We start from the raw sequence: 21,844 nt of genomic DNA on the forward strand, positions 1-21,844 counted from the left end.
GCCGGCTCCGCGACATCCGCTACCCGCACTGCCACGTAACCACTTCGAAAAGTTTCTAGTGGCAATGGTGGGGCCGGCTCGGTGGCCCGGTGCGGGTGGTGCCGAGGTCGTCGGAGTGCCCGGCTTCGAGCCGTGGCCACTGGCCGATCGGGCGTCCCGCCGGCCACCGGGACACCGGTGGCCAATCGGGCGAGCCGCCGTCGGTCCGCGTGTTCGAGCACCGTTGTGGCCGCCCGGGCGGCGAGTCCTCCCACGGCTCCTGGCGTCCGTACACGGTGAGGTCCATGAGCGCGTAGCTGTAGTCCAGTGCCTCCACACCGCGCCGGGTCGTCCAATAGGTTTCGAAGACGCGGTCACCCTCGCGTACGTAGCACACCAGGTGGAACAAGCCGATCTGGCGCCCGACCAGGAGCGCGTCGAGGGACGGTTGCGCCGAGTACCAGGGCATGTGCCAGCCCATGAAGTCGCGGTAGCGGACGCTCTCGTCGTACGAGAGTTCGGAATCCGCCGGGCCGACCGCCGTGTTGCGACCCTGGCAGAAGACCGCGTAGGTGATGTCGCGGGAGTGCAGGTAGGACAGTTCGGCGACCTGGCTGGTGTAGAACGTGCAGCCTTCACACTGCTCGGCCGCCGGACGGCCGGGGTTCCACATGAAGTAGTAGGCGATGAGCTGCCTACGCCCCTCGAACGCGTCGAGCAAGGTGAGCGGCCCGTTTGGCCCGATCAGCTCGAGGTCGGCGTCTACCTCGACCATGGGCAGGCGCCGCCGGGCCGCGGCGATCGCGTCGCCTTCCCGGGTGTGCGCCTTCTCCCGTGAACGCAGCTTGTCGAGTTCAGCCTGAAAGCTGGCGCGGTCGACAACGCGAGGCTGGGCACGTGCGGCCGAACTGTGAGAAGCGGAGGCGTCGAATCGGTTGTTCATGGTGACCACTTCAACTCGTTTGGGAAAATCGCAACGACAGATACGGCATTTCCGTGGCGTGAAAGGCGAAAAGTGGATTGCTGGACGGATTACCGCAGGTCCCGCTCGGCCGCCTCGGCAGCACGCTTGATCTTGGCCAGGCGGCGGTCCCAGTCGGCCGCGAGCGTGGCCATCCAGCGGGCCGTCATGTTCAGCGCCTCGGTACGCACCGTGTACCGGACCTCGCGCCCCACCTTGATGCCGTCGACCAGCCCTGCTGAGTCGAGGACGGCGAGGTGTTTGACCACCGCCTGGCGGGAGACCGGCAGCCGGTCGGCGAGTGTCGTCGCGGTGGCCTGGCCGTGTGCGGCGAGCAGGTCCAGCAGTTGACGGCGGGTCGGCTCGGCCAGGGCGGTGAGGACGCTGTCGACATCTGCCGGGTCGCGACGTTGGTCCATGACGTTGGGTTACTCAGCGCGGGCGGCGAGAGCCGCGATGCACTGCTCCCATCCGGTGACGTGGTCGCTGATCACGTTGCGGCGGTTGTCGTCGGAGGTCGGCAGGGTTGCGAACCCGCTCTCCACGACGCGTAACCGGGTGCCGTCGCCCTCGGGCGTCAGGGTGAACTCCACGAGGGTGGAGTTGTCCTCGCGTAGTTCTTCGCCGGGGAACGCACTTACCCACCGATACGCCAGGTAATTCGGCGGGTCGGCCTTCTCCACCCGCATCGGGAAGTCACCGTGCTCTGAGTGCCGGGCCACCAGGGTCTGACCTTCCGTGACCGTGGTGCCGCGAACGCGCTCGTCGTCGGTAACCCAGAACCCGGGCTCGGCCACCAGTGACCAGACCCGTTCCGGCGCTGCCGCGATCAGAATCTCGCGCTCGATGCGGTCGTCGGTCATGAGAGTCTCCTTCGCTTCCGCTCCAACTAAGTGCAACCCTAGGGTTGCATATATGTGGCGGCACGTGCAACCTATGGGTTGCACTTTTTGGTCGGAAGCTGCTCTTGGAGGGCTCAACGGGCTTGGCGGCGCTGCAGGGCGGTGACGGCGGCAAGCCATGCGGTGGCGACCGCGGCGAGCCCGAGCATCGCGAGCAGCAGGCTCGACGGTGACCGGTGCAGGTGATTCTCGGCCAGCGCAAGTAGAAACGGCAGCGCGAAGCCGAGGTAGCTCACCACCTGATACGTCGCGGTCGCCGTGCCCAGTGACCGGGGGTCGGCGATGTGCTGTACCTCTGCCAGCCCGGCGAACTGGGTGACGCCGTAGGCGACGCCCAGCACGAGTGACGCCAGCACGACCATCAGGGGTGACCGGGCGTGCGCCGCCCACGCCGCGCATCCGATGCCCAGCAACACCAGGGCCATCGAGGCGGGCAACAGCCGGACTCCGCGCGGGCGGCGGAGGAACGCTCTGGCCAATGGCTGGGCGGCGATGCCGGCGATGGCGGGCACGCCGGTCACGAACGCGCTGAACATCAGCGCTTGACCACCGACGCGGTCCACGACCAGCGCCGGCAGGTAGGCGAGCCCGATCGCCGCGGTCCCGAACACCCACGGCGCGAACGGCAGCACGACCAGCAGGAAATGCCGGCGGAGCCCGCGCGCTCCGGGGGCGGCGGCGACCGGTTTCGCGCTGGTGCGAGCGGGGTCCGGCGTTCGCCAGACCGCGGCGGTGGCGGTGGTCAGGACGACCAGGTGCCCAACGTAGGCAGTCACGGTGGGGGAGGGCAGCCATTGCGCGCACAGGCCCGCGACCAGTGGCCCGCCGGCGAACCCGGTGGTCATGGCGATCGTCGACCGGCGCGGGCCGGCCGAGGCGTCCCCGGACTCGGCCGACAGCTCCTTCAACCAGGCCGCCCCGGTGCCGAAGGCGAGGCCACTGGCGACTCCGGCCAAAAACCGCCCGGTGAACAGCAACTCAGGGTGCCGGCCGCCGGCCATGAGCAGGCAGGTGGCCACCAGCGAGGCCAGCAGCGCGGGCAGGACGACGCGTCGCCGCCCGATCCGGTCGGACAGGCGGCCGCCGGCCAGCAGCGCGGGCACCAGCCCGACCGCGTACAGGCCGAACATCGCGTCGAGGGCGGCCGGCGAGAGACCGAGCTGGGTGGAGTACAGCACGATGAGCGGGGCGAACTGGTTCGCGCCCCAGCCGACGGCCGCCAGTGCCGCTCCCGCGCCGAGCCAGGCTCGAACGGGAGCCGATGTTTGCGTAACGATCACGCCTGCCAGGGTGCGCTCGCCGCAAACCGCACGACAGTGTCTGATCTGACTACAAGCGTATAGTTTCGGACATGGCTGTGGTCGCTCTGGCGTTGTCCGACGGGGTGCCGCTGTACGAGCTGGCGGCGCCATGTGCTGTCTTCGGCACCAACCGCACCGGGATCACCGGCACGGACTGGTACGACTTCCGGGTCTGCGGGCCGGCCGGTGCGCGGGTGGACCGGTGGTTTCGCAGTGCGACGGAACACACCTACGCCGACCTGGTCACCGCCGACACCGTGGTCGTTCCCGCCTGCCACGACGGCGCCCTGTGCCCGCCGCCGGATCTGGTCGGCGCGGTCCGCGCGGCCTACGACCGCGGCGCCCGCGTGATGTCGATCTGCACCGGTGCGTTCGTGCTGGCCCAAGCCGGCTTGCTCGACGGCCGGCGGGCGGTGACCCACTGGCAGCATGCGGCCACCCTCGCCGAGCGATACCCCGCGGTCACCGTCGACCCCGATGTGCTCTACGTGGACGAAGGCCGGGTGCTCACCTCGGCGGGCAAGTCCGCCGGGACCGACCTGTGCCTGCACGTGGTGCGCCGCGACTACGGTGCCGCGGTCGCCAACGAGATCGCCCGCCGCCTGGTCACGCCGCCACACCGCGACGGCGGCCAGGCCCAGTACATAACGACGAAGGTGGCGAAGTCGTCGTCCGACAGTCTGGCCCCGGCGATGGACTGGGCGCTGAGCCATCTCGACGAGCCAATCACCGTCGACGACCTGGCGGCCCGGGCGCACCTGACCCCGCGCACGCTCAACCGCCACTTCCACGCGCGGATCGGCACCAACCCGTTGGCGTGGCTGCACGAGCAGCGCCTGCGCCGGGCGCAGGAACTGCTGGAACAGACTGACCACAGCGTCGAGTTCGTCGCCCGGCGATCCGGCTTCGCCACCGCCGCCACGCTGCGACGGCACTTCCGCCAAAGCGTGGGGGTCACGCCGGACGCCTACCGGAAAACCTTCACCCGCCAAGCCGCTGCCGGAACCCAGGCGTCCACAAAGGACGGATAACACAGGAAGGCCGGGTCCGCGGACCCGGCCCCCTTGACGGACGATTCGGTCAGGTCAGACCAGGCCGAGCTTGGTGACGGCGTCGCGCTCCTCGACGAGTTCGGCGACGGAGGCGTCGATCCGGGCACGGGAGAAATCGTCGATCTGAAGCCCCTGCACGATCTGGTAGGCGCCGTCGCGAGTGGTGACCGGGAACGAGGAGATCAGGCCCTCGGGCACGCCGTAGGAGCCGTCGGAGGGCACGGCCATGGAGGTCCAGTCGCCTTCCGGGGTGCCGTTGACCCAGGTGTGGATGTGGTCGATCGCCGCCGAGGCGGCGGAGGCCGCCGAGGACGCGCCGCGCGCCTCGATGATCGCCGCACCGCGCTTGGCCACGGTCGGGATGAACTCGTTCGCCAGCCACGCCTCGTCGTTGACCGCCTCGGCCGCGATGCGGCCACCGACCTCGGCGTGGAACAGATCCGGGTACTGGGTGGCGGAGTGGTTGCCCCAGATGGTCATCTTCCGGATCTCCGACACCGCCACGCCCAGCTTCCTGGCCAGCTGCGCGATGGCGCGGTTGTGGTCGAGGCGGGTCATCGCGGTGAACCGCTCGGCCGGCACGTCGGGCGCGTGCGACCGTGCGATGAGCGCGTTGGTGTTGGCCGGGTTGCCGACCACGAGAACCTTGATGTCGTCGGCGGCACCGGCGTTGATCGCCTCGCCCTGCGGCTTGAAGATCCCGCCGTTGGCCTCCAGCAGGTCACCGCGCTCCATGCCCTTGGTGCGCGGCCGGGCGCCGACCAGGAGGGCGACGTTGGCGCCCTCGAACGCCTGCTTCGGGTCGTCGAAGATGTCCGTGCCCGCCAGCAGCGGGAACGCCCCGTCCTCCAGCTCCATCGCGGTGCCCTCGGCCGCCTTGACCGCCTGCGGGATCTCCAGCAGCCGCAGCTTCACCGGGGTGTCCGGGCCGAGCAGCTGACCGGACGCGATGCGGAACAGCAGCGCGTAGCCGATCTGGCCGGCGGCGCCGGTGACGGTGACGTTGACGGGGGCTTGAGTCATCACGTACTCCTGCGGACGGTGTCTTTCGCTTGTGCCCGTGATGCTATCCGTCCTCAAGCGCCGTGGCCCGGTGCCTCTGCTCACTGTGACAGCGCCGACTCCCAGCGCGACTTCGATGGTGATGTGGAAGCAGCTAGCGGCCCGGCCGGGCGATGCTGATCATGGCCACGGCGGGCGGCGGCTCGGGTTGGCGCCGCCCGCCGTCGCCGTTGGCGGTCTCGATGCCGAGCGCCCTGCCCAGCGCGACGATCCACTCGTCGAGCCGGTCGAGGCTGGTCAGCACGGCGCGGATCTCCGAATCGTCCGACTTGCGGATGGCGGGGGCGCCGGGGTCGTGGTCCAGCCGGTTGCGGGCCGTGCCGGTCTCGATGGCTTCGGCGATGACGTCGATGTTGCCGGTGATCCGGTCGACGAACTCGGTGAGCCGGTCGTCGGCGGCGAGCAGGCCCGGTTCGGCGCGCGCGGCGAGGTTGCGGGCGCGGAAGGCTATCCCGTTCAGCGCGCTCAACACGTACGACGTGTAGTAGCGGCGGCTGACCACGTTCATCGGGTGGGTGAGCGGCTCGAGTGTGGTGCGCACCGTCTCCACCGCCCGGTCCAGCTCCCGCGAGAGTTCGATCACGTTGATGTTCTCCCGCCCGCTCATCAGGTCTTCGGCCCCGGTGACCAGGTCGCGTAGCGCTTCGAGCACCTCCTCCAGGTTGGTGCGCAACACGGTCCGCATGCGCACCGGCAGCACGGCCACGGCGGCGAGCAACCCGGCCGCCGCGCCGATGGCGGTTTCGGCCACCCGCACCCACAGCACCTCGAGGCTGAACGTGCCGAGCAGGCTGTAGAGCAGTCCGAGCAGACAGGTGATGAAGAACGACCCCACCACCTGCGACACCCGGATCGTGTAGACCATGCCGAACACGCACAGCATGAGTAGCACGACGATGGCCGTGGTGTGGCCGGCGGCGAGCAGTGCGAGCAGCATGCCGCCGAAGATCCCGACCATCGTGCCGGCCACCCGCCGGAATCCCTTGACCACGGTCGCGCCCGCGGTGGAGGTGTTGAGGAACACCACGAACACCGTGAGCACCGCCCAGTACCAGCGCTGGTGCGAGACGAGTTCGCCGCCGAGCACGGCGAGTCCAGCGGCGATCATGGCCTGCACCGCGCTGCGGGTCCGGTTGTCGAAGGTGAAGGCGGGCTCGGGTTCCGGTGCCGGCGGTTCCGGCAGCTCGGCCTCGGCCGAGTAGTCGTTTTCCGCGATCCGCTGCGCGTTGACGTCGGCGAGCGCGAGCTCGGCGATCGCCCGGCGGAGGTCGTCGCCCGGCGCGGGTTCGCCGAGCCGGCTTCCGGCCACCAGCATCCGGCTGAACTCCTCGGTCTCACTGATCACCGGCAGCGCCCGCGGATCGCTTTCGATCATCGCGTCGAACCGCAGCAGGCTCTCGACGAGCTCCTCGCGTACGCGCTCGGGCAGCTCCTCGAAGTTCGTGCGCCGGGTGGCGATGGACAGCCATTGCGCCGCCAGCTCCACCTCGATCGCGCGGCGCCGCAGCAGCTCGGCCGCCGGTGGGTCGAGCACGTCGGAGATCGCGTCCTCGATCATGAGGACCGCTTCGTGCAGACGGGAATCGGCGCGCCGCAACGCGGCCCGCCGCCGGTCTGTGCCGCCGCCGGCCAGGTAGGCGGCCGCCGCCCGGGCCACCGCGCCCAGCCGGGCGCGGAAAGCGCGGCGCACCCGAAGCAACTCGGCCGAGGGACGGCGGGGGAGGAACACGAACCGCACCAAGGCGTGCGACGCGACACCGATGGCCAGCGCCTCCAGTACCAGCGGCAGCTGGGCGGGCCTGACCTGCAGGAACATCGCGAGGAAGAACATGAAGAACGGCAGCGCGCCCAGCGCGCTCCCACGCGGCGCGAACCGTTGCGCATACACCGCGAGGAAGATCAGCACGATGAACAGGAAGTAGTTCAGTGGCGGCACGAGTGAGCCGAAGGCGGCGGCGGTGAGCGAGACCGCGCCCGCGGAGGTGGCCAGCACCAGGGTCACGGCCTGAGCGCCGCGGGTCCGGTCGTTGACCGTGAACGCCGACTGCATCGCCGCGACCCCGGCGACGGGGATCACCTGCAGCGGCCGGTGGAGCAGGTTGAGCACCACGGCTGACAGCGCGATGCTCAGCACCGCCCACACGGCCAGCCGCAGGCGCACCAGCCCGGGATCGGCGGCCACCAGCCGTTCGCGCGCCACTCTCAGCGTCTCGAGGTTCACCGGCACAGCAACTCCCACTGTGCCAGGGAAAGCCGGCCGCCGCCCGAGGACCGGATACAGAGCCGGTAGTGCCGGTAGGCCGCCGGCCGGGCGAGCGCGAACGGCCGGGTCTGGCGCGGCCAGCGGAAGGACTGGCCGTCGCGCTCGTCGAGGACGGTCCAGTCGTGGCCGTCGGGGGAGCCGTCGAGGGTCCACGCGGTGGGCCGGCCACGAGTGCCCGAGGTGAGCGTGTAGAGCTCCACCGGCCGGTCCGGTCCGTCCACTGTGTACTCGATGGCCGGGGTGCGCGAGCGGAAGGTGACCTGGGTGAGGCTGGTGTCGTCGAACAGTGCGGCCACGTCGGAGCCGTCGTCGGACCGGGCGTGCCCGCGCAGGTCGGTCAGTGGGTGCGGTCGCTGACCGGGCGCGGTCAGCGACGGCGGGGGAGTGCCCCAGTCCGACGGGGTCTCGGACAGGTCGAAGTCGAGGACCGCACCGGAGGTCAGCTCGTCGTGGGAGATCCACGCCCGGGTGTGCGGCCGGCCGTTGACCCGCAGCCCGCGCACGTAGGGCGCGTCCCGGGAGGCGGTGATCACCAGGTCATTACCGTTCTCCAGCCGGATCTTCGCGCGCCGGAACAGTGGCGCCCCGAGTACATACACCGGGCTGCCCACGGCCAGTGGATACAGGCCGAGCGCGGCGAAGAGGTACCAGGCCGACATCTCGCCGTTGTCCTCGTCTCCCGGGTAACCCTGGCCGATCTCGCTGCCGGTGTAGCCGCGGGTCAGCACCTCGCGCACCACGGCCTGCGCCTTCGCCGGCGCTTCGGCGTGCAGGTACATGAACGGGATGTGATGGGAGGGCTGGTTCGAGTGCGCGTACTGGCCCATCCGCAGGTCCCGGGCTTCGGTCATCTCGTGGATGATCCCACGGTAGGAACCGGTGTTCCGCCCGGTCTCCGCGGTCGCGAAGAATTTGTCCATTGTGGACTCCAGCGCGGCCGGCCCGCCGTGCAGGTCCGCCAGGCCCGCGCCGTCGTGAGGGACGGAGAAGGCGGTGTTCCACCCGTTGGTCTCGGTGTAGTCGAAACCCCATCTCGCCGGATCGTAGCGGTCCGGTTCCCACCGCCAGCCGCCGTCGCGGTGCCGCCCCTGGAAGAAGCCGATGCGGGCATCGAAATGATTCACGTAGTGCAGCGCCCTTTGCCGGAAGTAGCGGGCGTCGTCGGTGCGCCCGAGTTCTTCGGCGAGATTGGCGATACCGAAGTCGTTGATGCAGCCTTCCAAAGCCCACGACAGCCCTTCGTGCGTGGTCAACGGCGTGTAGCCGAGAAAGATCGACTCGTGCAGGCCCTTGCGGCCGACCGCGCGACTGCGCGGAGCGACGGTGGCGTTGCGCAGCGCGGCGTCGTAGGCGGCGTCGACGTCGAACCCGCGCACACCTTTGAGGTAGGCGTCGGCGAAGGCGACGTCGGAACTGGTGCCGGTCATCAGGTCGGCATAGCCGGGGGAGGACCACCGTGCGATCCACCCGCCTTCCCGGTACTGCTGGAGGAATCCCTCGATGAGCTCGCCGCAGCGTCGGGGTGCCAGCAGCGCGTACATCGGCCACGCGGTGCGGTAGGTGTCCCAGAACCCGTTGTTCACCGACATCGGGCCGGGCACGACCCTCGCTCCGGTGTGGGTGCGCGTGCTCGGCCACCACCGGCGGATCACCGGGCTGGCGTGGCGGCGACCGGACGGGGTCTCCTCGTGGCCGGAGTTCGGGTAGAGGAACAGGCGGTAGAGGCCGGAGTAGAAGGTGGTGAGCTGATCGTCGGTCGCGCCGTCCAACTCCACCCGGCCGAGCAGGTCCTGCCAGCGCGCGCGTGCCCGCTCCCGCACCTGCTCGAAGGTGGTGCCGGCGGGAATCTCCTGCCCGAGGTTGCGCCGCGCCTGGTCCAGGCTGATCAGTGAGGTGGCGATCCGCAGCACGACCGTCTCCGTGTCGAACGCGAGATGCCGGCGACCACGCTTCGCCGGCTGGTCGAAGGTCCCGTAAACGAACATCCGGCGCGCGCCCTTCGACAGCCCGCTGCGTACCGAGGTGTAGGCGGTGAAGGTGCCGCGGGCCGCGTTGATACGCAAGCCTTTTCCGCTGCGGATCCGTACCCAGCCGCCCGGGCCGGGGAAGGTGAACCGGAACAGCGCAGCGTGGTCGGTGGGTGCGAGATCGGTGGCGATGCCGTTGTCGAAGCGGACACCGTAGTGGTAGGGCCGGTCGATTTCGTTCTCATGGCCGAAGGCCAGCGCGCGGTCGGTCGGCGGGCCGATGCCGGGCCGTAGGTGGAAGGTGTGGCGGTCACCCATCCACGGGCTCGGCTGGTGGCTCAACGCGAAGGCCTCCAACGCCGGCCGGTTCCCTTCGTCGTTGCGGCGGTGGTACTCGTACAGCCAGGAGAGGCTGGACGCGTCGGTCACCGGGGTCCAGAAGTTGAAGCCGTTCGGTACCGCGGTCGCGGGAAACGTGTTCCCGCGAGAGAACTCTCCGCTGGAGTGGGTGCCGCGGGTCGTCCGTACCCAGTCCACCGCGTCACGTTGCTCGACGGTTCGCTCGGCGATCCGCACGTCGTCGATCCAGCCGGTCACCTCGCCGGGCCCGGGTGGCGGCGCGATGCTGAGCACGATCGCGGTGATGCGTCGGCCGGCGGCCGAGCCGAGCGGGCGCCGCACCAGGTTCCACTGGTCCGGGTAGAGCGTCTTCGACTCCGGCCATTCGCCCAGCGTCCCGCCGTCGTCGAACTCGGCATCGAGCGCGGCACAGGTGCTGCGGTAGCCGCCGTCCCACTCGGGAAAGATCACATAGGACAGTTCGGTGTGCGGGGTGACCGGGATGTCCACTTCGAACACCACACGGCGGAGCGTCGTGGTGGCCGCGTAGCGGAGGGCCTTCAACCCGGTGAACCCGGCGCCAGTCTTCGCCGTGGGGGAGCGCGCCGGACCGGCGCCCACCTGGGCGCCGGTCACCGGTGTCGGATCGCCCTCTTCGAACGAGGAGAAGAACCGGCTCACGATCACGGCACCACAGTAGTCGCTCTGGCGGACCAGAAACTGATAGTGTATAACAACCTATACGGAGTGCCGTATGTCAGGTGCGGGGTGTCCGAGTATCAGCTGCGCTGTTCTTACGGCTGATACGCGGTGGTGAGGAAGTCCAGGACGAGGGGGCTGGCCTGGGTACGGAACTCCTCGAAGTAGGCGTGCCGGGCTCCGTGGATCAGATGGAGTCGGGCGTTGGGGATGCGTTCGGTGAGCAGGTGTGCGTTGGCGGTGGGGTTGAGCTGGTCGTCGCTTCCGTGGACGACCAGGGTGGGTGCGCTGATGTCCGGCAGGATGTCCCAGGCGTCGTGCCGGTTGCTGGCCGCGAGGTGGTGGCGCCGGGCGTGGGCAGGCATACCGGGGTCGCCGAGGGTGTGGTGCGAGCCGAGATGCGAGGCGAGCCATTGGGGGTGTACATCAGCTCCAGCAGGGCCTGTCGCGCGGCTCCGGGCTGAGGTTGCGCCAGGGCTTGGCGGACGTCGTTTCCCCGTTCGACGCTGTGCGGGCCGCCGGGTGAGGTGCAGCCGAGAACCAGGGCCCCCACCCGGTGGGGGTGGCGGGCCGCGAGCTGCTGGGCCACCCGTCCGCCCATGGACGCGCCGTAGACGTCGGCCCGGTCGATGCCGAGTTCGTCGAGGACGGCGATGACGTCCTGGGCGAACAGTTCGGTGCTGTAGGGGGTGTCGGGCTTGTCGCTGTCGCCGGTGCCGCGGTAGTCGAGCGTGAGGGTGCTGCGAGCGGGATGGAAGTCGGCGCGAATCGCGTCCCACCAGTGGTGGTTGTTGGCCTGCCCCGCCAGCAGGACCAGCGGTGTCCCCTGGCCCTGGAGCTGGTAGGCGATGCGGGTTCCGTCCGGTGTCATCGCGTGCGGCATCGGTTTCCTCGCTCCCATGTGGGATCTATCCAGGCCTGAGTGGGCGGTGAAGCCGGGGCGGCCCTGCCTTCAGCAGTCGGTGAGGAAGCGGCGCAGGACGGCGGTGCCGAACCGCAAGCCCTCGACCGGGACCCGTTCGTCGACACCGTGCGCGAGTTCCCGGTACGGAAAGCCCTCCGGAAGCCAGAGCGGCGCGAAGCCGTAGCAGTCGATGCCCAGCCGGCTGAACGCCTTCGCGTCGGTGCCGCCGCCCATGCAGTAGGGCACCACGACGGCCTCGGGATCCTCGGCGCGCAGCGCGTCGGCCATGGCCGTGAACCACGGGGAGTCCACCGGTGCCTGCACGGGCGGCTGGTGGGCGACGAACTCCCGTTCCACGCCGGGGCCGAGCAGCGCGTCGATCTGCGCGAGCAACTCGTCCTCGGCGCCGGGCAGCACGCGCGTGTCGACCTGTGCTCGCGCGGTGCTCGGGATCACGTTCACCTTGTACCCGGCGTCGAGCATGGTCGGTGTGGTGCTGTTGCGTACCGTGTTCTCCGCCAGCGCGGCCGCCGGCCCCAGCCGCGCGAGCGTACCGTCCACATCGGACAGATCGACCGGGACGCGGAGGGCCGCGCCGGTCCGCACGAGGAAGGCCTCGACGGTCGGGGTCAGGTGTACCGGCCAGCGGTGGGTGGCGATCCGGTGCACCGCACCGACCAGTCGCACGACGGCGTTTTCGTCGTTGCGGCGGGAACCGTGCCCGGCCCGGCCCCGCGCGGTGAGCCGCAGGTGCGCCGTGCCGCGTTCCGCGGTGGCGATGGGGTAGAGGCGCACGGCCCGCCCGCCGGCCGCGGGTAAACCGCGCCCGCCGGCGCCAGAGGCTTTAACCCAGTAGCTGTAGCCGCCGGACTCGCTGATCGCCGCGGCGCAGCCGGCGAACTCCACGGCGTGCTCGGTGGCCAGCCAGTGCGCGCCGTACTCGCCGCGATCCTCTTCGTCGGCGACGAAAGCGAGCACGACGTCGCGCCGTGGCCGTAACCCGCCTGCGACGACGGCCAGGACCATCGCCACGAAATCCTTCATGTCGACCGCGCCGCGGCCCCACACGTATCCATCGCGGATCTCGCCGGAGAATGGTGATACAGACCACTCCGTGGCGTCGGCCGGCACCACATCGAGGTGGCCCTGCACCAGCAGCGCCGGCAGCGAGGGGTCGCGGCCGGGGATCCGGGCGAGCACGTTCGCACGGCGTGGCGCCGATTCGAGGATCTTCGCCTCGACCCCGGCCTCGGCCAGCACTCCGGCGACGAACTCGGCCGCTTCCCGCTCACCGGCGGACTCGCCGTTGCCCCGGTTCGTGGTGTCGAAGCGGATCAGTTCGGCGCACAAGCCGGCCGCGTCGGTGTGGTCCGCTGGTCGCTCAGCCATACTTCCCCTGTACCGCGCCCGCGGCGATCGCCGTGACCACCTTGAACGCCTTCATCGCCTCGGTCATATTTCCGGCGTCGAACCCGACACGGCGAACGCCGAGTTGCTCGACGGTGGGTACCACGGCCGCGGCCTCCGCGAGATGGCTCGCGTCGAACTCGACCTCGATCCGGTGCGGCCCCGGCTCCGGGTGCCCGCGTCCCGCGCGGTCCATGGCCGCTACCGCCGCCTCGGTGAGCGCCACCGCGGTGCGTTGCGGCGGCAAGCAGATCGCCGCATACCGGCTGACGCATTCCTTCACCGCGACCAGTTTGGCATCGGGCGCGTAGCCGGCGGCGTCTTGGCAGGTCTTGTCGTCGCCGGTCACCATCAGCACCGGTACGCCGTGCTCAGCGGCGAGCGCCGCGTTGAGCCGCCCTTCGCTCGCCGGAACGCCGTCCAGCCACACGCCGGTGATCTGGTTCTCCAGGTACGTGTGGGCCAACACGCCTTCGGCACCGGCACCGGCGTGGTAGCCGACGAACACCACGCCGTCCACCCCTGAGTCGATGCCCTGCATCATCGACAGCGGCTTGTGCCGGCCGGTGAGCATCCGCGCCCGGGTGTCCAGGTCTTCAAGGAGCAGGTTGCGCTGGGACGAGTGCGCTTCGTTGACCAGGATGTCGTCGGCGCCGCCCTGGCACAGGCCGGCGATCGTGGCGTTTACGTCCGTCGTGAACAGCCGGCGGAAACGCTGCCACTGCTCGGTTCCAGGCACGACGTCGTCGGTCCACGTGACGCCGGTGGCGCCCTCCATGTCGGCCGAGATGAGGATGCGCATGGGTCTGGACCTTACGGCACGAGCGCCATTGCAAGTGTATAACATCCTATACGCTTCGCGTTTTCAGGGCGAACTCACCCAGCTGTAAGTAAGCCAATATCACCACCTCTGAGCTTGGGAAGGGCGAACCTCTCGGTCCGAGTCGTGAGTCTCGTCGGGAATTCTGTGTCATACATCACCGTCCCGTGGAGACGGGTTTCGTGCCTGCGGCAGGTCTTGATCCGGACCGAACCCGACTCCACTTGGGAGTGTCCGATGTCCGTTCCCTTTCCTACCGCCGTTGTCACCGGCGCCAGCCGTGGTTTCGGGCGCGCGATCGCTGCAGCGCTCGTCGCCACGGGCACCAACGTCGTTGGCATCGCCCGTGGCGAGCAAGACTTGCGTGCCGTCCACGACGAACTCGGCGACGGTTTCACGCCGATTGCCGCCGACGCTACCGACGAAGCGTTCGCGGAAGACACGATCCGCGAACGCCGTCCCAGCCTGCTCGTCCTCAACGCCGGGGCGACGCCGCACATGGCGCCCGTGCACCAGCACACTTGGGAGACCTTCAGTCGCAGCTGGCAGGTCGACACCCGGCACGCCTTCGTTTGGACGCGTGCGGCGCTTCGGGAGCCGCTGGCGCCGGGGAGCGTGGTCGTCGCGATTTCCAGCGGAGCCGCCCTTTCCGTGGGGGCATCTCCGCTGAGCGGCGGATACGCCGGCGCCAACAGCACCATCCGGTTTATCCGCGCATACGCGGCCGACGAGTCGAAGCGGGCCGGCCTTGGTATCCGGTTTGTCACGTTGCTTCCCCAGTTGACGCCGGCCGCCGGGGTCGGCGCGGTCGGGGTCACCGGCTACGCCGCGCGCCAGGGCGTCGACCGGGACACCTTCATCGAAGGCATACAGCCGATTCTCATCCCGGAACAGGTCGGCAAGGCCGTCGTGGAAGTAGCGACAGATCCCGGCAGTGGTCCGGAGTACCGGATCAGCGGCGCCGGACTGGGTCCCGTCAGCTGATCCGTCATCTACCGTGAACGTCACCGCACCCTCTGGAGAAGCCGCGATGCCATCGAACGCCGAGTTTGTCGCCCGGACTGAGCGGTACCGGCCGGAGTTGCTTGCGCACTGCTACCGAATCCTCGGCTCGATCCACGATGCCGAGGATCTGGTGCAGGAAACCTATCTGCGGGCATGGCGCGCGTTCGACGGGTTCGAGGGTCGCTCGTCGGTGCGGCGGTGGCTGTACAAGATCGCCACCATGGCCTGCCTGACAGCGTTGGACACGCGCTCCCGGCGGCCACTTCCGTCGGGATTGGGTGCGCCTTCGGAAGATCACCGGGTGGCCGTCGCTCCCGAGCCATCGGTGCCGTGGCTCCAGCCGGCACCCGACGCGCTGTTGGGTGCCGGTGATCCCGCGACGATCGTGACCGGGAAGACCGGGGTACGGCTTGCCTTCATCGCCGCGCTCCAACTTCTTCCCGCGCGGCAGCGCGCCGTGCTGACGTTGCGGGACGTGCTGGGATTCCGGGCGGCTGAGGTCGCCGAGATACTGGACACGACAACCGTGGCCGTCGACAGCGCGCTGCGCCGTGCCCGGGCCCGCCTGGCCGCCGCCGCACCGGTCGAGGACGATCTGGCCGAGCCGGACGAGGAAACCCAGCGGGCTCTCCTCGACGGCTATGTCGATGCGTTCACGCAAGCCGATCCGGACGCGTTGGTACGCGTGCTGCGGGCCGACGTCGAACTGGAGATGCCGCCGATCCCGACCTGGTTCACCGGCCGGCGTGCGGTCGTCGGGTTCCTGGCCCGTCGGGTGCTGCGCCCGAACCTGTGGCGGATGGTGCCTACCCGTGCCAACGGCCAGCCCGCCGCCGTCCTCTACGAGCGCGCGGGCGACCGCCGCTACGAGGCACACGGCGTCCAGGTCCTGACTTTGATCGGCTCCCGGATCGCCCGCATCACGTCGTTCAACGACCCCGGTCTCGTATCGACGTTCGGCCTCGCGCCCACTGCTGGAAGCTGTGCGGTGGTTTCCCGGTGTCCGAGGTGACAGCACCCGTCAGCCGAAGTTTCCCGTGGCCCCGGTTACCGGGGTAATTGCCTCGTCCCCTCCGGAGTTTTCAGTTCTCGGCGATGTTGAGGCTTGGTGGGCCAGTTGGCGACTCGGAAGCGGGTATACGGCGCTGGCAATCCACATAGGATGGTGGGGTGAGCCATGGATTTCCTTGCAGTATAAGGATTTCCCGGTCGCTGTGATGGATCAGGAAACGTGCAACCTTTGTCTTGCTGGGTAAATGCGCGTTGGATACTGCGTGGAACGAAGTTCGCTCTTGCTACCAGCGAGACCCATGTTCGGGTGCAATGACACTTTCCGCCAACACATTCGCCACCACGCCTCGATCCGCGCACCCGACGGCGGCACGGTCTCATGGCTCTCCAGGTTCAACTTGCCGGGGCGTCCGTGCACAGCTCTGTAGAGGCGGCACGAGCGGGCACAGCCGAGGCCTGTTGGTTACTAAAAGTAGTCATCGACGACACACTGTGACTGACGACAACAATTGAGTACTTGCCCCATATGGCGGATATTGCGCAACTGGTCGATCTTGTGGTTAGTGTTTCGCCTCGAGTGATCGGAGAGGCGGACAACTGTGGGGCTCAGAATTCCGAAGCGGTGGCGTACCGCCGCCGCGTTCCTGGCCGCGGCGCTGGTTGCCGGGCCGTTTGCACCGGTGGCGCGGGCTCAGGATGCCGGCAAGGTGCTGCGGGTGGCGCTGGTCCAGGAGATCGACCATCTCAACCCGTTCCTGGCGTCCTTCGCCTCCAGCGTGATGGTCGGGCGGATGACCTGGGAATACCTGACCCCGCCATCGGCCGAGGACAACACTCCGAGCCAGACCCTGGCGACCGGCTGGACCACCTCGGACGACAAGCTGACCTGGACGTTCACCATCCGCCAGGGCATCAAGTGGTCCGACGGGCAGCCGATGACCGCGCGCGACATCGCCTACACCTACAACCGGATCATGACCGACAAGGCCGCGCAGGAGGCCAACGGCAGCTACGTCGAGAACTTCGAGAGCGTCACCGCGCCCAACGACACGACCTTGGTGATCAAGACCAAGGAGCCGCAGGCGAGCATGACCGCGATCGACATCCCGATCGTTCCGGAGCACATCTGGAGCAAGATCACCAGCATGGACGACCCGGCGACCGACTCGGTGGCGGTGGTCGGTGTCGGTGACGGCCCGTTCCTCATCAGCGAGTACTGGCCCTTCCAGCTGATCCGGCTCAAGGCGAACCCGGACTACTGGCGCGGGCGGCCGAAGGTCGACGAGCTGCAGTTCATCAGCTACACCAATGCGGACGCGGCGGTGAACGCGCTGCGCAACGGCGAGGTCGACGTGGTCAACCGGCTCACCGCGACGCAGTTCGACGCGCTGCAGAACCAGCCGGGCATCACGACCAACAAGGCGATCGGCCGCCGGTACCGGGAGATGCTGATCAACCCGGGCGCGCAGAACCTCGACCGGCAGCCGATCGGGGACGGCAACCCGGCGCTGCAGGATGTCCGGGTACGGCAGGCGATCGCGCGGGCGGTGGACCCGCAGACCCTGATCGACAAGGTCCTCGGCGGCTACGGCCAGCTCGGCGGCGGCCTCGTTCCCGCCGCGTTCCCGGCCTATCACTGGGAGCCCGCGCCGGACAAGCGCTTCGCCTACGACGCGGCGGCCGCCAACACCCAACTCGACCAGGCCGGCTACCCGCGGGGCGCGGACGGCGTCCGGGTCGGCAAGGACGGCAAGCCGCTGAACCTGCGCCTGGTGGGCAAGTCCAGTGAAGACTTCTCGCAGCGGGCCGCGGACTACGTGGTGAGCTGGCTCGACGCCGTCGGCATCAAGGTGACCAAGGAACTGGTCTCCGACAACGAGGTCGACCAGCGGACCAGCAACGGCAACTACGATCTGGCGTTCTCCGGGTGGGGCACGAGTCCCGACCCCGACTACATCCTGGCGAAGCAGACCTGTGCCACGTTGCCCGCGGTAGCCGGCGCCAACACCAGTGCCTCGTTCCTGTGCGATCCGCAGTTCGACAGCCTCTACCAGCAAGAGAGCACCGAGTTGGACCCGGCCAAGCGGGCGGATCTGGTGAAGCAGGCGCAGGCGCGCTACTACGAGTTGTCCACTAGCGTCGTGCTCGACTACGACAACCCGCTGGAGGCCTACCGCTCCGACCGGTTCGCGTCGTTCCCCAAGCAGCCCGCCAACACCGGGACGATCATGGAGCAGAGCGGCTACTGGGCCTTCTACGGCGCCACCCCGGCGTCCGAGGCGAGCGGCGGCTCCAGCGGCCTGTCGACCGGCGCGTGGATCGGGATCGGTGCGGGCGTGGTGGTCGTGGTGGCGGTGGCCGCGACGATGTTCGCGCGGCGGAAGACCACCGCGGAGGACCGGGAGTGACGCAGGCGCTCTCCGGCGCTGAACTGACCGACCCCGACGAGCGGCGTGGCGGGAGAAGCACGGGTCGCTTCCTGCTCAGCCGGCTCGGCGGGGCGGTCGGCAGCCTGTTCCTGGTGGTCGTCCTGGGGTTCCTGCTGTTCCGCATGATCCCGGGCGACCCGGTCGCGACCATGACGCGGGAGAAGCCGTTCGATCCCGCGCAGCTGGCCCGGTTGCGTGAGCGGCTGGGCGTGGACAAGCCGTTGTACCAACAGTTCCTGGATTACTTCTTCGGGATCTTCCGTGGTGACCTCGGCACGTCGTATGCCTACAACCGGCCGGTGTCCGACCTGATCGCCGAGCGGTTCTGGCCGACGGTGCTGCTGGTCGGCACGGCCACCGTGCTGGCCATCGCGCTCGGGCTGTGGCTGGGTGTGCGGGCGGCCTGGCGGCGGGGCAGTGCCTTCGACCGCACGCATACCGGGATCGCGCTCACGTTGTGGTCGGTTCCGCAGTTCTGGCTCGGCCTGCTGTTGCTGATCGTCACGCGCGGCCTGTTCCCCAGTGGCGGGATGCGCTCGCCCGACACCCCGCCCGGGTTCCTGCCCCAGACGCTGGACGTGTTGCGGCACCTGGCGCTGCCGTGCCTGACCCTGCTGGCGGTGATCTACGCGCAGTACATGCTGGTGATGCGATCGTCGCTGCTGGGCGAGATGAACGCCGACTACCTCACCACGGCCCGGGCCAAGGGGCTGCGCGACGACGTGGTGCGCCGCCGCCACGCCGTGCCGAACGCGTTGCTGCCCACGGTCACGCTGATCTTCCTGCAGTTCGGTCTGGTGGTGTCGGGCACGGTCACGGTGGAGGCGGTGTTCTCCTGGCCAGGGCTGGGTTACCTGACCTACCAGGCACTACGGGTGCCGGATCTGCCGTTGTTGCAGGGGGTTTTCGTGGTGCTCGCGGGTTCGGTCATCGTGATGAATCTCGTCGCCGAGGTGCTCTACCGTGTGCTCGACCCGCGGGTGCGTGCGCAGTGACCGCCGCGATCGTCTGGCAGCGGCGGCGCGCGGCCGCCGCGGGTGTGTGGCGGGAGTTCGCGGCCAACCGGGGCGGGCTGGCGGGCCTGGCGGTGCTGGCGCTGATCGTGGTGCTGGCCGTGCTGGCGCCGGTGATCACCGACTCGGCGGGGTTGGACGTCACCCACGCGCCGGGAAGGCCGTTGCAGCCGCCCAGCGCGCAGTTCCCGCTGGGTACGGACGTCGACGGCAGGTCGGTTCTGCTGCTGACGTTGTGGGGCGCGAGAATCTCGCTGCTGGTCGGGTTTTCCGCGACCGTGCTGTCGGTGTTCATCGGCACCGTCGCCGGGATCGCGGCCGCGCATTTCGGCGGCTGGACCTCGGCGATCCTGTTGCGGGTCACCGACTTCTTCCTGGTGCTGCCGTCGCTGGTGCTGGCCATCGCGCTCTCCAGCGTGCTGCCGCAGGGCGTTGCGACGATCATTCTCGCGGTCGGCGTGACGTCGTGGCCGACCACCGCCCGGCTGGTGCGGGCGCAGACGCTGACCATTGAAAGCCGCCCCTACATCGAGCGGGCCAGGGCACTGGGCGGCGGGCACCTGCACGTCGTCGGGCGGCATGTCCTGCCGGGTGTGCTGCCGCTGGTGTTCGCGAACACCACGCTGGTGGTGGGTAATTCGATCATCGCCGAGTCCACGCTGTCCTTCCTCGGCCTCGGTGACCCGAGCGCGGCATCCTGGGGTTCGATGTTGCAGCGGGCGCTCGGTTCGGGCGCGGTCACCGGCGGGGCGTGGTGGTACCTGTTGCCGCCGGGGCTGGCGATCGTGGTCGTGGTGCTGTGCTTCACCCTGGTCGGCCGGGCGCTGGAGACGGTGCTCGATCCGCGGTTGCGCGGGGAACGGGAACGACCGTGAGGAATCCAGTGTCAAGCCGCGGCAATCAAGGCGACCAGCACGCGCGCCCCGAAGGCCCGCTATCGGGGCGGCGGGGCGCCCTCGTCGAGAACGTGACTCCATCCCCGATGGAGCGCCTCGTCGACACGATCGCGGTCGCGCGCAAACTCGCGGAGGACTCAGCGTGAATTCCTTGCTGGAGTTGAAGAACCTCGGCGTCACCTACCGCACCGGTGGCGGGGACGTGGCGGCGGTCAAGGACGTGAACCTGTGTCTGGCACCCGGCGAGACGCTCGGGATCGCGGGGGAGTCGGGGTCGGGCAAGTCGACGGTGGCCATGAGCGTGCTGCGGTTGCTGCCGAAATCGGCGCGGGTGACCGGCGAGATCCTGCTGGACGGTGAGGACGTCACCGCGATGCGGTGGGGGCGGTTGCGGGCGGTGCGCTGGGCCGGGGCGTCGGTGGTGTTCCAGGGCGCGATGCACTCGCTCAACCCGGTACAGCGGGTGGGTGTCCAGATCGCCGAGCCGATCCGGCTGCACTCGGCCCGGCCGCCCGGTGACGCCGATCTCGAGGCGCGGGTGGCCGAGTTGCTCACGCAGGTCGACCTGCCGGTCTCGCGCGCCGGTGCCTATCCGCACGAGTTGTCCGGTGGGCAGCGGCAACGGGTGATGATCGCGATGGCGCTGGCCTGCCGGCCCCGGTTGATCATCGCCGACGAGCCGACCACCGCGCTCGACGTGATCGTGCAGGCCCAGGTGCTGGGGTTGCTGACCCGGCTGGTCGCCGAGCGCGGCCTCGGGCTGGTCATGATCAGCCACGACCTGTCGGTGCTGGCGGCGACCTGTGCCCGGATCGCGGTGATGTATCGAGGCGAGGTGGTCGAGCAGGGCCCGTCGGCGCGGATCATGTCCGAGCCCGAACACAGCCATACCCGGGCGCTGGCCGCCGCGTTCCCCACGGTCGGTGATCCGGCGTCGCGGTTCGCCCCGGCCACCAGCGTCCCGCTGCCTCCGGAGCCCGAGCGCGCCCCGGAGAAGGACGTCCTGCTGGAAGCCAGGGACCTGCGAGTGGTCTATTCCGGACGCAAGCGCGGCCGGATCGACGCGGTCGCGGGAGTGGACCTGCAGGTGTGCCGTAACGAGATCGTCGCACTGGTCGGGCAGTCGGGTTCCGGCAAGACGACGCTCGCGCGGACGCTGCTGGCCCTGCAGAAGCCGACCGCGGGAACGGTGAGCTACGCCGGTGCCCCGGTGCCGACCTCGGGCGCGGCGCTGAAGGCGTACCGGCGTCAGGTCCAACTCGTCCTCCAGGACCCGACGAGCGCACTGAACCCGCGTCACACCGTGTACGAGGCCGTCGCGGAAGGCCCGCGGATACACCGGCTTCCCGGTGACGAGCGGGAGATCGTGACAGCCGCACTCGAAGCGGCCGAACTGCGTCCCGCGGAGGAGTTCTTCACCCGCCTGCCGCACGAGCTGTCCGGCGGGCAGCGGCAACGGGTGGTGATCGCCGGTGCGCTGGCGCTGCAGCCCGGCGTGCTCGTCGCCGACGAGCCGGTGGCGTCGCTGGACGCGTCGGTGCGCGGCGAGATCCTGGGCCTGCTGTTGCGGCTGCGGCGTCAACTCGGGCTCGCCGGCCTGGTGATCACACACGACCTCGGGCTGGCCTGGAACATCGCCGACCGGGTGGCGGTGATGTATCGCGGCCGACTGGTCGAGGTCGGCAGGGTCGAGGAGGTCCTGCTCGCGCCCCGGCACGACTACACCAAGGAGCTCCTGGCGGCCCTGCCGGGCGGGGTCCGCGCGCAAATACAGTCTTGACAGCCGAAATGTCAAGGTGCCGCAACTTCGGCCGCCCGCCCTGTGTAATCTCCA

General features: G+C 69.4%; 17 protein-coding genes and 1 pseudogene. 7 read left to right on the plus strand and 11 right to left on the minus strand.

Going from position 1 to position 21,844, the window contains the following annotated elements:
* Positions 1 to 55: 55 nt before the first annotated feature.
* The 4 genes from A3CU_RS45350 to A3CU_RS0118350 all read right to left on the minus strand — a co-directional run bounded on the left by A3CU_RS45350 (position 56) and on the right by A3CU_RS0118350 (position 3,122).
* Entirely contained in the window at positions 56 to 922 is an 867-nt protein-coding gene (locus tag A3CU_RS45350) for a DUF899 family protein (protein WP_052371861.1), read from the minus strand.
* Positions 923 to 1,011: 89 nt separating this feature from the next.
* Entirely contained in the window at positions 1,012 to 1,359 is a 348-nt protein-coding gene (locus tag A3CU_RS0118340) for an ArsR/SmtB family transcription factor (RefSeq protein ID WP_027943546.1), read from the minus strand.
* A gap of 9 nt (positions 1,360 to 1,368) precedes the next feature.
* Positions 1,369 to 1,803, minus strand: coding sequence for an SRPBCC domain-containing protein (locus A3CU_RS0118345; RefSeq protein ID WP_027943547.1), 435 nt, complete (start codon positions 1,801 to 1,803; stop codon positions 1,369 to 1,371).
* A gap of 113 nt (positions 1,804 to 1,916) precedes the next feature.
* Positions 1,917 to 3,122 (minus strand): MFS transporter, encoded by a 1,206-nt coding sequence (locus tag A3CU_RS0118350; protein WP_043841562.1) that lies wholly within the window; start codon positions 3,120 to 3,122, stop codon positions 1,917 to 1,919.
* Positions 3,123 to 3,193: 71 nt separating this feature from the next.
* On the opposite strand from A3CU_RS0118350, the gene A3CU_RS0118355 reads away from it, so the two are divergent.
* On the plus strand, positions 3,194 to 4,174 hold the full coding sequence (locus tag A3CU_RS0118355; protein WP_027943549.1) for a GlxA family transcriptional regulator: 981 nt from the start codon (positions 3,194 to 3,196) through the stop codon (positions 4,172 to 4,174).
* A gap of 54 nt (positions 4,175 to 4,228) precedes the next feature.
* Here A3CU_RS0118355 and A3CU_RS0118360 read toward each other — a convergent pair whose 3' ends face one another.
* The 7 genes and pseudogenes from A3CU_RS0118360 to A3CU_RS0118390 all read right to left on the minus strand — a co-directional run bounded on the left by A3CU_RS0118360 (position 4,229) and on the right by A3CU_RS0118390 (position 13,638).
* Entirely contained in the window at positions 4,229 to 5,218 is a 990-nt protein-coding gene (locus A3CU_RS0118360; RefSeq protein ID WP_027943550.1) for a malate dehydrogenase, read from the minus strand.
* A 133-nt stretch (positions 5,219 to 5,351) separates the two neighbouring features.
* Positions 5,352 to 7,484 (minus strand): FUSC family protein, encoded by a 2,133-nt coding sequence (locus A3CU_RS45355; RefSeq protein ID WP_063628848.1) that lies wholly within the window; start codon positions 7,482 to 7,484, stop codon positions 5,352 to 5,354.
* Entirely contained in the window at positions 7,475 to 10,513 is a 3,039-nt protein-coding gene (locus tag A3CU_RS0118370) for a GH92 family glycosyl hydrolase (protein WP_027943551.1), read from the minus strand. Before A3CU_RS0118370 ends, A3CU_RS45355 begins: the two co-directional genes overlap by 10 nt.
* Positions 10,514 to 10,620: 107 nt before the next feature.
* The gene (locus tag A3CU_RS55430) at positions 10,621 to 10,890 is read right to left on the minus strand and encodes a serine aminopeptidase domain-containing protein (RefSeq protein WP_027943552.1); all 270 of its coding nucleotides are present in this window, start codon (positions 10,888 to 10,890) and stop codon (positions 10,621 to 10,623) included.
* Positions 10,854 to 11,426, minus strand: a pseudogene (locus A3CU_RS55435) (alpha/beta fold hydrolase); the annotation flags it as partial. The pseudogene A3CU_RS55435 and the gene A3CU_RS55430, both read right to left, overlap by 37 nt.
* Before the next feature lie 51 nt (positions 11,427 to 11,477).
* A complete protein-coding gene (locus tag A3CU_RS0118385) occupies positions 11,478 to 12,818 on the minus strand; it encodes a M20/M25/M40 family metallo-hydrolase (protein WP_027943554.1) in 1,341 nt (446 codons plus the stop codon).
* Entirely contained in the window at positions 12,811 to 13,638 is an 828-nt protein-coding gene (locus A3CU_RS0118390) for a M55 family metallopeptidase (protein ID WP_027943555.1), read from the minus strand. Before A3CU_RS0118390 ends, A3CU_RS0118385 begins: the two co-directional genes overlap by 8 nt.
* A 255-nt stretch (positions 13,639 to 13,893) precedes the next feature.
* On the opposite strand from A3CU_RS0118390, the gene A3CU_RS0118395 reads away from it, so the two are divergent.
* The 6 genes from A3CU_RS0118395 to A3CU_RS0118425 all read left to right on the plus strand — a co-directional run bounded on the left by A3CU_RS0118395 (position 13,894) and on the right by A3CU_RS0118425 (position 21,790).
* Entirely contained in the window at positions 13,894 to 14,640 is a 747-nt protein-coding gene (locus tag A3CU_RS0118395; RefSeq protein ID WP_027943556.1) for an SDR family oxidoreductase, read from the plus strand.
* Positions 14,641 to 14,653: 13 nt separating this feature from the next.
* The gene (locus A3CU_RS45365) at positions 14,654 to 15,673 is read left to right on the plus strand and encodes a sigma-70 family RNA polymerase sigma factor (RefSeq protein WP_281174126.1); all 1,020 of its coding nucleotides are present in this window, start codon (positions 14,654 to 14,656) and stop codon (positions 15,671 to 15,673) included.
* Between the two features lie 598 nt (positions 15,674 to 16,271).
* On the plus strand, positions 16,272 to 18,080 hold the full coding sequence (locus A3CU_RS0118405) for an ABC transporter substrate-binding protein (protein WP_245617171.1): 1,809 nt from the start codon (positions 16,272 to 16,274) through the stop codon (positions 18,078 to 18,080).
* Entirely contained in the window at positions 18,077 to 19,096 is a 1,020-nt protein-coding gene (locus tag A3CU_RS0118410; protein ID WP_027943558.1) for an ABC transporter permease, read from the plus strand. The genes A3CU_RS0118405 and A3CU_RS0118410 overlap by 4 nt, the downstream gene beginning before the upstream one ends.
* Positions 19,093 to 19,989 carry an ABC transporter permease gene (locus A3CU_RS0118415; RefSeq protein WP_027943559.1) on the plus strand — a complete coding sequence of 299 codons (897 nt, stop codon included), beginning with the start codon at positions 19,093 to 19,095 and terminating at the stop codon, positions 19,987 to 19,989. The genes A3CU_RS0118410 and A3CU_RS0118415 overlap by 4 nt, the downstream gene beginning before the upstream one ends.
* Positions 19,990 to 20,152: 163 nt before the next feature.
* The gene (locus A3CU_RS0118425) at positions 20,153 to 21,790 is read left to right on the plus strand and encodes a dipeptide ABC transporter ATP-binding protein (protein WP_027943560.1); all 1,638 of its coding nucleotides are present in this window, start codon (positions 20,153 to 20,155) and stop codon (positions 21,788 to 21,790) included.
* Positions 21,791 to 21,844: the final 54 nt, after the last annotated feature.

Source organism: Amycolatopsis taiwanensis DSM 45107 (assembly GCF_000519205.1).
Lineage (GTDB): Bacteria > Actinomycetota > Actinomycetes > Mycobacteriales > Pseudonocardiaceae > Amycolatopsis_E > Amycolatopsis_E taiwanensis.